This is a genomic window from Pseudomonas fluorescens (assembly GCF_019212185.1).
Lineage (GTDB): Bacteria > Pseudomonadota > Gammaproteobacteria > Pseudomonadales > Pseudomonadaceae > Aquipseudomonas.
The window spans coordinates 3,240,802-3,254,685 of sequence record NZ_CP078138.1 but is presented as its reverse complement, the minus strand read 5'-3'; the positions used below and the strand labels follow the sequence as shown (position 1 = coordinate 3,254,685).

General features: G+C 63.3%; 9 protein-coding genes and 1 pseudogene. 7 read left to right on the top strand and 3 right to left on the bottom strand.

What is annotated here, in order from left to right; genetic code table 11:
• The first annotated feature begins 170 nt into the window (after positions 1-170).
• The 3 genes from mgtA to KW062_RS14685 all read left to right on the top strand — a co-directional run bounded on the left by mgtA (position 171) and on the right by KW062_RS14685 (position 5,258).
• The gene (gene mgtA / locus KW062_RS14695) at positions 171-2,885 is read left to right on the top strand and encodes a magnesium-translocating P-type ATPase (protein WP_105754130.1); all 2,715 of its coding nucleotides are present in this window, start codon (positions 171-173) and stop codon (positions 2,883-2,885) included.
• A gap of 81 nt (positions 2,886-2,966) precedes the next feature.
• The gene (locus tag KW062_RS14690; protein ID WP_105754129.1) at positions 2,967-3,239 is read left to right on the top strand and encodes a hypothetical protein; all 273 of its coding nucleotides are present in this window, start codon (positions 2,967-2,969) and stop codon (positions 3,237-3,239) included.
• Between the two features lie 66 nt (positions 3,240-3,305).
• Entirely contained in the window at positions 3,306-5,258 is a 1,953-nt protein-coding gene (locus KW062_RS14685) for a DNA topoisomerase III (RefSeq protein ID WP_105754128.1), read from the top strand.
• A gap of 85 nt (positions 5,259-5,343) precedes the next feature.
• Here KW062_RS14685 and KW062_RS14680 read toward each other — a convergent pair.
• From KW062_RS14680 to KW062_RS14670, 3 genes and pseudogenes are all read right to left on the bottom strand, one after another.
• A pseudogene (locus tag KW062_RS14680) lies at positions 5,344-5,916 on the bottom strand (hypothetical protein); the annotation flags it as partial.
• A gap of 1 nt (position 5,917) precedes the next feature.
• Positions 5,918-8,086 carry a xanthine dehydrogenase family protein molybdopterin-binding subunit gene (locus KW062_RS14675; protein WP_027620855.1) on the bottom strand — a complete coding sequence of 723 codons (2,169 nt, stop codon included), beginning with the start codon at positions 8,084-8,086 and terminating at the stop codon, positions 5,918-5,920.
• Positions 8,087-8,088: 2 nt separating this feature from the next.
• Positions 8,089-8,550 (bottom strand): (2Fe-2S)-binding protein, encoded by a 462-nt coding sequence (locus KW062_RS14670; RefSeq protein WP_027620854.1) that lies wholly within the window; start codon positions 8,548-8,550, stop codon positions 8,089-8,091.
• A gap of 248 nt (positions 8,551-8,798) precedes the next feature.
• On the opposite strand from KW062_RS14670, the gene KW062_RS14665 reads away from it, so the two are divergent.
• From KW062_RS14665 to KW062_RS14650, 4 genes are all read left to right on the top strand, one after another.
• Positions 8,799-9,323 (top strand): sigma-70 family RNA polymerase sigma factor, encoded by a 525-nt coding sequence (locus KW062_RS14665; protein ID WP_027620853.1) that lies wholly within the window; start codon positions 8,799-8,801, stop codon positions 9,321-9,323.
• A 6-nt stretch (positions 9,324-9,329) separates the two neighbouring features.
• A complete protein-coding gene (locus tag KW062_RS14660; protein ID WP_105755234.1) occupies positions 9,330-10,316 on the top strand; it encodes a FecR domain-containing protein in 987 nt (328 codons plus the stop codon).
• A 114-nt stretch (positions 10,317-10,430) separates the two neighbouring features.
• Positions 10,431-12,914, top strand: coding sequence for a TonB-dependent siderophore receptor (locus tag KW062_RS14655; protein ID WP_177433269.1), 2,484 nt, complete (start codon positions 10,431-10,433; stop codon positions 12,912-12,914).
• 124 nt (positions 12,915-13,038) lie between these two features.
• On the top strand, positions 13,039-13,878 hold the full coding sequence (locus KW062_RS14650) for an AraC family transcriptional regulator (protein ID WP_105755233.1): 840 nt from the start codon (positions 13,039-13,041) through the stop codon (positions 13,876-13,878).
• Positions 13,879-13,884 lie beyond the last annotated feature (6 nt).

The following is a 13,884-nucleotide window of genomic DNA, read 5'->3' as shown; positions in this document are numbered from 1 at the left end:
ACGGTTCGCTGCATCTCCTGTTTCCGTGGAGTTGCAGCGAACGTTAAACGCCAAAAAACAACAACTTCCGTTATCGATCGTCGGTTTGCGCTTCGACATGCTTTCGCTCGCCTTTAAATAGCTGAGTGGTCGCTGTGTCGTGCCGCAAGCCTGCGGCAGGAGCACACAGCATGAGCACTGTAAAAAACCGCCAAAAACCACTGCAGGACGCCAGCACCGACGAGCACAAACTGTCGATGCGCGCTGCCCGTGAAGCCCGCAATGGCCTGGCTGCAACCCTGGCCAACGTCCAGGCCACCACCGACGGCCTGACCGAACTCGATGCCGAAGGTCGCCTGCTGCGCGAGGGCGCCAACGAGGTGGCGCATGACAAGCCGCCGCACGCCCTGGTGCAGGTACTCAAAGCCTTCAACAACCCGTTCATCTATGTGCTGATGACCCTGACCCTAATCAGCTTCGTCACCGACTTCTGGTTGCCCCTGCAAAAAGGCGAAGAAACCGACCTCACCGGCGTGATCATTGTGCTGGTCATGGTCCTGGCCAGCGGCCTGATGCGTTTCTGGCAGGAATACCGCTCCGGCAAATCCGCCGAAGCCCTGAAGACTATGGTTCGAACTACCGCCACCGTACTGCGCCGCGAGCAACCGGGCAGCACCCCGACCTTGCGCGAAGTGCCGATGCGCGAACTGGTAGCCGGCGACATCGTGCAACTGTCCGCCGGTGACATGATCCCGGCCGATATTCGCCTGATCGAGTCCCGCGACCTGTTCATCAGCCAGGCGGTGCTCACCGGCGAAGCGCTGCCGATTGAGAAGTACGACACCCTGGGCAATGTCGCGCAGAAATCCGCGTCCACGGCGGCGGCCGACCAGTCGAACCTGCTCGACCTCTCCAACATCTGCTTCATGGGCACCAACGTGGTCAGCGGCACCGCGCGTGCCGTGGTCGTCGCCACCGGCCCACGGACCTACTTCGGTTCGCTGGCCAAGGCGATCGTCGGCTCACGCACGCAAACCGCCTTCGACCGTGGGGTCAACAGCGTCAGCTGGTTGCTGATCCGCTTCATGCTGGTGATGGTGCCGGTGGTGCTGCTGATCAACGGGTTCACCAAGGGTGATTGGGGCGATGCCTTTATGTTTGCCCTCGCGGTAGCCGTCGGCCTGACCCCGGAAATGCTGCCGATGATCGTCAGCGCCAACCTGGCCAAAGGCGCGGTAGCAATGGCCAAGCGCAAAGTGGTGGTCAAACGCCTGAACGCGATCCAGAACTTCGGTTCGATGGATGTGCTGTGCACCGACAAGACCGGCACCCTGACCCAGGACAAAATCATTCTCGAACATCACATCGATGTCGACGGCAAGCGCGATGCGGGCGTCCTCGAACTGGCCTGGCTCAACAGCTATCACCAAAGCGGCATGAAAAACCTGATGGACCAGGCAGTGGTGCAGTTTGCCGAGCAAAACCGCACCTTCAAGAAACCCTTCGCCTACAGCAAAGTCGATGAGTTGCCATTTGATTTCATCCGCCGGCGCTTGTCGATCATCGTCAAGGACAGCCACGACGACCACTTGCTGGTGTGCAAGGGGGCGGTCGAGGAGATGCTCGGCATTGCCAGCCACATCTATGAGGACGGCGTGGTCGTGACCCTCGACGAGCAGCGCCGAGCCGAACTGCTGACCCTGGCCAGCCAATACAACGAAGACGGCTTCCGCGTGTTGCTGGTGGCCACCCGCAAAATTCCACGCAACCAGAGCAAGGCGCAATACACCGCCAGCGACGAGCATGACCTGGTCATCCGCGGCTTCCTGACGTTCCTTGATCCACCGAAGGAAACCGCCGGGCCGGCCATTGCCGCGCTGCGTGAGATGGGAGTCAAGGTCAAGGTGCTGACCGGCGACAACGCCGTGGTCACCAGCAAGATCTGCCGTGAAGTCGGCCTGGAGCCCGGCGCGCCCCTGCTGGGCCCGGAAATCGAGGTCATGGACGAGCAGACGCTGCGCCAGCAGGTCGAAGAACGCAGCGTGTTCGCCAAACTCACCCCGCTGCAGAAGTCGCGGGTGCTCAAGGCACTGCAAGCCAATGGTCACACCGTCGGTTTCCTCGGCGACGGGATCAACGATGCCCCGGCCCTGCGCGATGCCGACGTGGGTATCTCGGTGGACAGCGGCACCGATATCGCTAAGGAATCGGCGGATATCATCCTCCTGGAAAAGAGCCTGATGGTGCTCGAAGAAGGCGTGCTGAAAGGCCGCGAAACCTTCGGCAACATCATGAAGTACCTGAACATGACCGCCAGTTCCAACTTCGGCAACGTGTTCTCGGTACTGGTGGCCAGCGCCTTCATCCCGTTCCTGCCGATGCTGGCGATCCACCTGCTGCTGCAGAACCTGATGTACGACATCTCCCAACTGGCCCTGCCGTGGGACCGGATGGACAAGGAGTACCTGAGCAAACCACGCAAGTGGGATGCGAAGAACATCGGGCGTTTCATGCTGTGGATCGGCCCGACCTCGTCGATCTTCGACATCACCACCTTTGCCCTGATGTGGTACGTGTTTGCCGCCAACAGCGTGGAAATGCAGACCCTGTTCCAGTCTGGTTGGTTTATCGAAGGGCTGCTGTCGCAGACCCTGGTGGTGCACATGCTGCGTACCCAAAAGATCCCGTTCTTCCAGAGCACCGCAGCCTTGCCGGTGATTCTGATGACCGGCCTGGTGATGGCCGTGGGGATTTACATCCCGTTCTCGCCACTGGGCAACCTGGTCGGCCTGGAGCCGCTGCCATGGACCTACTTTCCATGGCTGGTGGGCACCCTGCTCAGCTACTGCGTGGTCGCGCAACTGATGAAGACCCTGTACATCCGCCGCTTCAAGCAATGGTACTGAGTGCCTGAGCCCACCCTGCAATGCGAGGCCGCCACGCTCGGGCGTGGTGGCTGCGTCGCTCAAGAACATGGAAGACCCTATATGCCAAAGTTCGATTTCAGTCGCCACCTGCACGCCTTGACCCGCGACCTGCCCGCCACCCATGGCCGCCGTCTGCGGCGCAACCTGCTGTTCACCGGACTGACCCTGACCATCATCGGCTGCCTGACACTGATCTCCAGGGCCCATGCTGCGGTCGATGCCTACGTGGTGGCTGACCTGGGCGCGGAACAACATGTCGGCGACGATGCGGCTGCCCCGGTCCAGGCCGTTGCAATCACCGGTAACACCGGCACTGTACATACATACAGATAATCATTGATCGATAGTGCCAGACCGCGCATGCTGTGCACCTTCCGACCCTTATGACTGATGGTGGTTATGCGGCTGTATCTGTGTGAAAAACCCTCCCAGGCCAAGGACATTGCCGCAGTGCTCGGCGCCAGCCGGCGTGGCGACGGTTGCTGGCTGGGCACGGGGATCACCGTCACCTGGTGCATTGGCCACCTGCTGGAAACCGCGCCGCCGGATGCCTACGACGCGCGCTATAAACGCTGGGTGCTGGAAGACCTGCCGATCATTCCCGAGCAATGGAAGATGCTGGTCAAGCCCAAGACCGCCAGCCAGTTCAAGGCGGTCAAGCGACTGCTGGGCGAGGCCAAGGAGCTGGTGATCGCCACCGACGCCGACCGCGAGGGCGAAATGATTGCCCGCGAGTTGGTGGAACACTGTCGCTATCGCGGGCCGATCCAGCGGCTGTGGCTGTCGGCGCTGGACGACGCGTCAATCCGCAAGGCCCTGGCGGCGCTCAAGCCGGGTGCCGAGACCTTCAGCCTGTATCACTCGGCACTGGGGCGCTCACGGGCCGACTGGTTGATCGGTATGAACATGAGTCGTCTGTTCACCCTGCTCGGGCGTCAGTCCGGTTATCAAGGGGTATTGCCGGTGGGTCGGGTGCAGACCCCGACCTTGCGCCTGGTGGTCGACCGGGATCGCAGCATTGCCGACTTCGTGCCGGTGCCGTACTGGGCGATCGATGTGCAACTGCTCCACGACGGCACGCCGTTCACCGCGCAATGGCGGGCCGCAGCGGATGCCTGCGATGAACAGGACCGCTGCCTGAACCAGGAACTCGCCCGGCAAGCTGCCGAGGCCATGCGTAGCGCCGCCAGCGCACGTTTGGTCAAACTGCGCACCGAGCGAGTTCGTGAAGTGGCGCCGTTGCCGTTCGACCTCGGCACCCTGCAGGAGATCTGCTCGAAGAAACTCGGTCTTGGCGCTCAGGAAACCCTCGACGTTGCCCAGGCGCTATACGAAACCTACAAAGTCATCACCTACCCGCGCAGTGATTGCGGCTTCCTGCCGCTGAGCCAGCACGCAGAAGCGCCGGCGATTCTCGATGCGTTGGGTCGTGCTGACCCGAGCCTCGCGCCCCTGCTCAAGCACCTGGAACCACAACGCCGCTCGCGAGCCTGGAACGACGCCAAGGTCAGCGCCCACCACGGCATTATTCCCACTGCCGCTGCGCAAAACTTCGAGCGTTTGAGCGGCAAGCATCGTGCGGTCTATACCCTGATCCGCGCGCGTTATCTGGCGCAGTTCCTGCCCAACCACGAATACGACCGCACCCAGGCCGACTTCGACTGCGCCGGCCAGGCCTTGCGCGCCGTGGGTAAACAAGTGGTGGAGCCGGGCTGGAAACGCGCCTTGCCGGAAGCCTTGGCACCAGCCAAGGGCCGCGAAGCCCCGGCCCCGCAAAACCTGCCGCCGCTGACCCAGGGCTGCGACTATGCGGTGGCCGGGGTCAACCTCAAGGACCTCTGGACCCAACCACCCAAACCCTTCACCGAGGGTGACCTGATCAAGGCGATGAAGAACGTCGCCAAACTGGTGCAAGACCCGCTGCTCAAACAGAAGCTCAAGGACACCACTGGGATCGGCACCGAGGCTACCCGTGCCGGGATCATCCAGGGTTTGATTGATCGCGGTTACCTGATCAAGAACGGCAAGGCCCTGGCTGCCACCCCGGCGGCCTTCAGCCTGATCGACGCCGTACCCCGGGCCATCGCCGACCCTGGCACCACGGCGATCTGGGAGCAGGCACTGGACATGGTGCAAAGCGGAGAAATGAGCCTGGAAGAATTCGTCGCCAAACAGGCGGCGTGGATGAGCAAACAGGTCGGCCGCTGCAGCGGTCTGCGCCTGACCATCAGCGGGCCGGCGAGCCCAGCGGGTAAAGGTGCGACGCCGTGGAAGAAAAAACGCAAAACAACCAGGGGCAAGGCGGCACCGACGGCCAAGGGCAAGCCCAGGGCGGCAAAACCGGCTAAGTGATGCCTGATAGCGGTGAGGCCATCCGCCACACCGCATCAACTTCTTCGCCAGCAAGCTGGCTCCTACAGAGGGACTGCCCTACCCCCCCCACCACCGGACAAGGCCCACCCGCCCCCGCCCAGCGCTTGAACTGGCTGACAAACTCATCATGGGGCACCGGCACCGGCGCACGATCGCCGCCCGGATTCCACCCCCAGAGCACCAGTTTGTCGTCGCTGATGTGCTTGATCAGCGCGGCGAAGTCGCGGTCGCCGTTGCTCGTCCGGTCCTTGATCATTTGGCACAGCTGATCGGCCGGTAACCCGATCCAGGCCATCTTGTGCGCGGGCGTCGGCAGGCTCCAGTGCGGTGCTCCCGGAGGCGCATGGGGACCGTAGCTGGCCGGCGGATTGCTCTGCGCATGACAACTGGCGCACGGCAAACCAACCGCCCCCTTGCCGTCCGGACCACGAACCACGTTCATTCCATGGGGCAGCCCGGCGTCGAACTGCAAGGGCGCATCACCGGGAATATGACAGTTCTGACAACGCGGGCTCTGAAACACTTTCTGCACCGTGGCAAAGGCGTCCAGCGCCGCCTGGTCTTGAGCGAACAGCTCAGAGTGATAACCGCCTACCCCCAGCAACAACAAGGTGCCCAACACCAGATGACGGCTCATCTCAGACTCCTTCCAATTGCAGCGGCAACTCGCGCAGGCGCTGCCCGGTCAGGGCATAGACCGCATTGGCGACGGCCGGCGCGGTCGGCGGCACACCGGCCTCGCCAATCCCGCCGGGCTTTTCACTGCTGGGCAGGATGTGCACTTCGACCCGCGGCATCTCGTTGAGCCGCAGCACCTGATAGTCGTGGTAGTTGGACTGCTCGACCTGACCCTCCTTGATCGTCAACTTACTGTGCAGGGTGAAGCCGAGGCCGAAGGTGATGCACGACTCCATCTGCGCAACGATGCTCAGCGGGTTCACCGCAATCCCGCAATCCACCGCGCAGACCACCCGGTGCACGCGAATCTTCAGGTTGTCCTGGGACACTTCGCTGACCTGGGCCACGTAGCTGCCAAAAGACTCATGCACGGCCACCCCCAACGCATGCCCAGCCGGTAACGGCGCTTTCCAGTTGGCCTTTTCCACCGCCAGGTTCAGCACTCCGAGATGCCGTGGCTGGTCCTTGAGCAGAGTTCGGCGATACTCCACCGGATCCTTGCCAGCGGCTGCAGCCAATTCATCGACCAACGATTCCATGACAAAAGCCGTATGGCTGTGCCCCACCGAGCGCAGCCACAGCACGCTGATGCCGGTCTGCGGTGAATGCAGTTGCACCTGGTGATCGGCCAGACCCGTCAGGTACGGACTGTCCACCACGCCCTCGACCGAGGTTTTGTCGATGCCATCCTTGACCATGGTCGCCGCCAGCGAGGTACCGGCCATGATCGACTGGCCGACCATCACCTGCTTCCAGGCCACCGGCATGCCATCGTCACCGAGGCCAATCCGCGCATGATGGAGGAAGGCCGAACGGTAATAGCCGCCGCGAATGTCGTCCTCGCGTGCCCACATGGTCTTCACCGCAGCGCCAGCGGCGTGGGCCACCTGTACCGCCTCGCTGACAAAGTCCGAGGTGGGATTGGCGCGGCGACCGAAGCCACCACCGAGGAACTCGGTGTGGATCACCACTTGCTCGGGCTTGAGCCCGGTGATCTTCGCCGCGACCATCTGATCGAGGGTCTGGAACTGGGTGCCGGTCCAGATCTCGCACTGCTCGGCGCTGATTTTCACCGTGCAATTGAGCGGTTCCATCGGCGCGTGGGCCAGGTACGGCACGCTGTACTCGACGTCGATGGTTTTGCTCGCCTTGGCCAATCCGGCGTCGACATCACCAGCCTGGCTCGCCGGTGTACCGGGAGTGGTCGCCAACTGGCGGAAACGCTGGAGCAAGCTGACGCTGTCGAGCCCGGCGTTGGGTCCGGGATTCCAGTCGATTTTCAGCGCGTCACGGCCCAGTTTGGCCGCCCAGTAATGGTCTGCCACCACGGCCACACCCGTCGGGACCTGCAGCACCTTGCGCACTCCTGGGATCGCCAGCGCGGGCTGGGCGTCGAACGAAGCGACGCTGCCACCGAACATCGGCGGCCGGGCGACCATGGCCGTGAGCAAGCCGTCGAATTGCACATCGATGCCGAAGCGCGCCTGGCCGGTGATTTTCTCCGGGGTGTCGAGGCGTGGGGTCGGCTTGCCGATCAGGGTCCAGTCCTTGGGCTGCTTGAGGGTGATTGTCGCCGCATCCGGCATAGGCAGTTGCCCGGCATCGTTGGCCAACTCGCCGTAGGTGGCACGTTGTTCGCCGGCAATCACCACACCAGGCTCGGTACGGATTTGCGACGGCGCGACATTGAAGCGCTTGGCCGCCGCCTCGATCAACATCAGCCGTGCGGCGGCACCGGCCAGGCGATAGCGATCGAACTCCATCCAGGTCGAGGTCGAGCCACCGGTGATCTGCATCCCACCAAACCCCGGCAAGCCGTAATCCGCCGCCGACGCGGGGCCATGCTCGACGCGAATACTGGCCCAGTCGGCATCCAATTCCTCGGCCACCAGCATGCTCAGGCCGGTCCAGATGCCCTGGCCCATTTCCGAGTGCCCCAGCAGGATGGTCACACTACTGTCAGGGGCAATGCGCAGAAAGGCGTTGGGGGCGAAGATGCCGTCCGCCGTGCTGGCCGCCCGGGCAAATCGATTGCCGCCGGGGATGACAAACGCCACCACCAGGCCGGCGCCGAGCACTGCACCGCCTTTGACAAAGGCGCGCCTTGAGCTGTCGATGGGGTCCTTCATGATCAGGCCTCCCGCAACTGCGCGGCGCGTTTCACGGCCGCGCGAATCCGCACGTAGGTGCCGCAGCGACAGATATTGCCCGACAGCGCCTGATCGATATCGCTGTCGCTGGGCGAGGGAATTTTCTCCAGCAGGGCCACCGTGGCCATGATCTGCCCGGACTGGCAGTAGCCGCACTGCACCACGTCGAGTTCGGCCCAGGCGCGCTGCACCGGGTGCGAGCCGTCGCTGGACAGGCCTTCGATGGTGCGGATTTTCTGTCCGCTGGCCACCGCAGCGGCCGGGGTGATACACGAGCGCAACGGCCGGCCATCGACATGCACGGTGCAGGCACCACATTGCGCCATGCCGCAGCCGAACTTGGTCCCGGTCAGTTGCGCAACGTCGCGCAGTACCCACAACAACGGCATGTCGCCGGGGACATCCAGGGGTTGATCGTTGCCATTGATATTGAAGGTCAGCACAGCAATCTCCTGCAGGGTCACGGGTGAGCGACGCTGTGGCCAAGGGCCTACGCGCGCTTCGTCTGGTGTGTTGAGTCAAGCGCACTTTCCCCCCACATCCGGGGTGGCGCGACCACCGGTCAAGCCAGCCGTATTGCAGCCGACCACCTAAAAGCAAACCAATATCATTTGCACCAATAGCGGCCATTTGCTTTAATCGCGACCAATTCCCATTTGCACCGCCCCAGCCGTATGGACATGCGCTCTTTATGATGGTCGTCGAAACCTCACCCGTGCAGCACCTCTACACCAGCCACCATCGCTGGCTGTATGAATTGTTGCGTCGTCGCCTGAGCAATGCCTTCGATGCGGCCGACCTGGCCCATGACACCTTTATTCGTGTGCTCAAGCGTCCACAGCAGTTCGACTGTGAAGTGCACGCCCGTTCCTATCTGGCGACCATTGCCCGTGGCCTGTGCATCGATCACTGGCGCCGGCGGCAACTGGAACAGGCCTGGTTGCAGGCCCTGAGCCAACAACCCCAGGCCTTGCAGCCCTCCCCCGAGCAACGGGCGATCATCGTCGAGACCCTGAACGAAGTGGACGCGATGCTGCAGCGCCTGCCGCAACGGGTCAGCGATGCGTTCATCCTCGCGCAACTGCATGGCATGCCTTACAAGGACATCGCCGTGGAAATCGGCGTGTCCGAACGGATGATCAAGAAATACCTGGCCCAGGCCCTGCTGCACTGCGCCCTGCTCGAGGCCGAACTCGACGGCCTGCTGATCGAGTAAGCGCCCATGCCTGCCGCCGCCTTGAACAAACTCAGTCACGCCAGCCTGCAACAGGCGGCCCATTGGTACGTGCAGTTGCACGACCAGCAGGTCGGCGAACAGGAGCGCCTGCGTTGGCAAGCCTGGCTGGACCAGAGTGGCGAACATCAGGACGCTTGGCGCTATGTGCAACGGGTCGGCGAGCGTTTCGCACCGCTGCACGGCGACGGCGAATCACAGGCGGCGAGCATGGCTTTGCGCGGTGGTGGGCGCAGCCGCGTGTCACGGCGCCAGACCCTGAAGTCGTTGCTGGTACTCAGCGGCGGTAGCCTGCTGGGCTGGAGCGCGTGGCGCCAGACGCCGCTGCCGGACACCCTGAACCGCTGGACCGCCGACCTTTCCACCGGCACCGCCGAGGTCCGCGAAAATCGGCTCAGTGATGGCAGCCGCCTTTGGCTCAACGCCCTGAGCGCGGTGGATGTGCGCTTCGACAGCCATCAGCGACTGCTCGAACTGCGCCTCGGCGAAGTGCTGGTGGACACCGCCCGCGATTCGCTGCGGCCGTTTCTGCTGGACACCCCACAAGGCCGTCTGCGCGCCCTGGGCACCCGCTTCGGCGTCCGCGAAAGCCACGGGCAAACCTTGCTCAGTGTGTTTGCCGGTGCCGTTGAAGTGCGTTTGGCCAACGATCAGGTGCAGGTGGCAAACGCTGGCCAGCAGTTGAGTTTCGCGCAAAACGCCTTCGGCCCGCTGCAACCCGTCTCCCCCGCCCGCGAAGCCTGGCGCCGTGGCGTGCTGCTGGCGGACAACCTGCCTTTGGGCCAATTGCTCGAAGAACTCGGTCGCCACCGCCATGGCCACCTTGGCTGCGACCCGGCCGTGGCGCAAATGCCGGTGATGGGCTCCTTCCCCCTCAAGGACACTGACCAGGCCCTGCGACTGCTGGCGGCAGCGTTGCCGATTCGCGTTGAAACACCGCTGCCGTGGTGGGTCAATGTCGGTGCCAAAAGCTGAACATCGAGCCTGACCACATTATTTTTCCGCAGGTGGTTCCCTTTTCCGTCGTTCGTTCGGTTAACCCCACAGAAGCACTTCAATTGCCGAACGACTTGATCCAAAGGGACCTCCATGCCGCACCACGTCGCCGCCCGTTTTCGATTTGCCTTGCGCCCCCTGGCCCTGGCCTTGCCGGCCGCTCTGCTGAGCCTCGCCCCGGCAGCCGCCCACGCCGCTGACACCCCTGCCAGCGAACAGTCCAGCAGCAAGCACCAGTACGCCATCGCGGCCGGCTCGCTGGTGACGGCGCTGAACAGCTTTGCCGAACAAAGCGGTGTGTTTCTCGCCGGGCACAACGACCTGGCCAGCGGCAAACGCAGTGCCGGGCTGAACGGCAACTTCACTGCCCAGGAAGCCCTGCAACGCTTGCTACAGGGCAGCGGCCTGCAGGCGCAGGCGCTGGACAGCGGCGGCTACATCCTGCAACCGGCGCCCAAGGGCGACGGCACCCTGGAGCTGGGCGCCACGACTATCTCTGGCAGCCAGGCCCTCGGCGCGACCACCGAAGACACCCACTCCTACACCACCGGCTCGACCTCGTCGGCCACCGGCCTGCCGCTGTCGCTGCGCGAGACGCCGCAATCGGTCACCGTGATTACCCGTCAACAAATGGACGACCGTGGCGCCCAGGACGTCGGCGATCTGCTGCGCAATACCCCGGGTATCACCCAGCAGGCCTATGACAGCGACCGCATGGAGTTTTCCTCCCGCGGCTTCGCCATCACCAACTACCAGTACGACGGCATCAACCGTCCGTACGACGGGGTCTACGGCGAAGCGGCGACCAACGTCGACGCTGCGACCCTCGATCGCGTCGAAGTGATCAAGGGCGCCACCGGCCTGATGACCGGTTCCGGCGACCCGTCCGCCACGGTCAACCTGGTGCGCAAAAAGCCGACCAAGGAATTCAAGGCTTCGGTCAGCGGCACCGTCGGTTCCTGGGATGCCTACCGCACCGAAGGCGATATCTCCGGTTCGTTGAACGACAGCGGCAGCGTGCGCGGGCGCTTTGTCGGCGCCTATCAGGACAAGAATTCCTACCTGGACCACTACAGCCAGAAGAAGGACCTGTTCTACGGCATCCTCGAAGCCGACCTGACGCCCGACACAATGCTGACCTTCGGCATCGACAAGTCCAGCGTCACACCGCGCGGCACCTCCTGGACCGGCAACCCGACCTATTTCGCCGACGGCGGGCGCACCGATTTCCCACGGCACTTCAACCCGGGCGCCGACTGGAGCCGTCGCGACTTCGACGACATCACCTACTTCACCTCCCTGGAGCAGGCACTGGCCAACGACTGGAAACTCAAGGTCAGTCTCGACCAGAAAACCACCGACCACGACACCCGCCTGGCCTCCGCCAGCGGTGGCAACCCGGACCGCTCCACCGGCGAAGGGATGTTCCTGTATTGGGGCCGCTGGGAAGGTCATCGGGTGCAGAACACCGCGGACGTGAACGTCTCGGGCCCCTTTAGCCTCGGCGGTCGCGAGCATGACCTGGTGGCCGGCGTGATGACCTCGCACTCGCGCCAGACCGGCGCCACCTACGACACCAGCGCCTTCGCCCAGGTGCCGGGGAGCATCTACGACTGGGACGGCGACCTGCCTTATCAGAACTTCCCGAAAAACGGCAAGTACGAGCGCACCCAGAGCCAGAACGGTGTGTACCTGGCTACGCGCCTGCGCCCTACCGATGACCTGTCGTTCATCCTCGGCGGTCGCGTCAGTACCTTCAAATACAACGAAGACTACAGCTACTACTCGGGCGCCGGCCTCGATCCGACCCACGCCAGCTACAAGGAACACGGGGTGGTCACGCCGTACGCCGGGGTGGTCTATGACCTGGACGATACCTACTCGGTCTACGCCAGCTACACCTCGATCTACCAGCCGCAGACCTACAAGGACATCGACGGCAAGACCCTGGCGCCGGTCGAGGGTGACAGCTACGAAACCGGCCTCAAGGCCGCGTACCTTGATGGCCGCTTGAACGCCAGCCTGGCGCTGTTCCGCATCGAGCAGGACAACGTCGCCGAGTCGATCGGCACCAACCCGGTGACCAACGAAGGCATCTACAAGGCCATCGATGGCGCGACCACCCAGGGCATCGAACTGGAACTGGCCGGAGAACTGCAGGACGGCTGGAACCTGATGGCCGGCTACACCTATGCCCGCACCCGCGACCAGGATGAGCAGCGGATCTTCGGCTACCCGCTGACCACCTCGAAACCGGAACACGTGATCCGCACCTTCACCACCTACCGCCTGCCGGGCGCGCTGGACAAGGTCACCGTCGGTGGCGGCGTCAGCTGGCAGAGCGCGTTCTATGGCAACATCTACAGCCCCACCGTGGGCGACTACACGCGGATCAAGCAAGGCGGCTTCACCCTGGTCGACCTGATGACCCGCTATCAGTTCAACGAGCACCTGAGCTTCACCGCCAATGCCAACAACGTCTTCGACAAGAAGTACCTGTCGGGCCTCGGCAACTTCGACACCACCTTCTACGGCGAGCCACGCAACCTGACGCTCACCACCAAGTGGGACTTCTAAACCAGTAACACCCGCACGCCGTCCACTCCCCCGGGCGGCGTGCGATTTTCCTGCGCGTTGCCGCGAGCCTTTAGCCACCAGAGCGCATACACTGCCCCTCTGCACTGCTCAAGGACCGCTACCGATGAACCACGCCAGCCCCCGGAATGCCGATCAGGCCCCACGTTTCTGGCGTGACGACGCCCTGCCTTTCATCGAGGCCCGGGCCATCGCCGATGGTCGCGAAGTCTGCTACTCACGCCACTCCCACGAGCATTTTTCCATCGGTGCCATCACCGCCGGGCGCAGTACCTATCTGCACGAGCAGTCGTCCTTCGAAGTGTCTGCCGGCACCGTGGTGCTGATGAATCCGGGCGACGTGCACGCCTGCAATCCGATCGAGGATCAACCCTGGTCCTATCGCATGCTGTATGTCGAGACGCCGTGGCTGATCGATCTGCAGCACCAACTGGGTTTTGCCGCTGACCTGGATTTTCGCCCCTTCAGTAGCACCCACAGCACCGATATCGAGCTGTTCAAAGGCCTCAATCAGTTGTACGAGGTGCTGGTGGATGAACAGGCCAGCACCCTGCACAAATACAGCACAGCGGTGGCCTTTTTCAGCGACGTGCAGATCCGCCTCAATCCGGCCGAAGTCGAGGTCGAGGTCGCCGAGCCCAACTTCAAGCTGGAGCGGGCCGCCGAATACATCCGGGAGCACTGCACCCAGGCGCTGAAACTCGAGGACATCTGTGCGGCGGCGCAGCTCTCGGCCTCATACCTGATCCGTGCCTTCAAGCTGCGCTACGGCATGACGCCCCACGCCTATTTGGTCAATCGGCGCATTCAGTTCGCCCGCCAGCAACTGCGCCAGGGTCGGCTGATTGCCGAGGTCGCGCTGGAGGCCGGGTTTGCCGACCAGGCGCATTTCCAACGGGCGTTCAAGCAGCACCTGGCGGCGACACCCGGGCAGTATCGCGGCTGAGTTGCG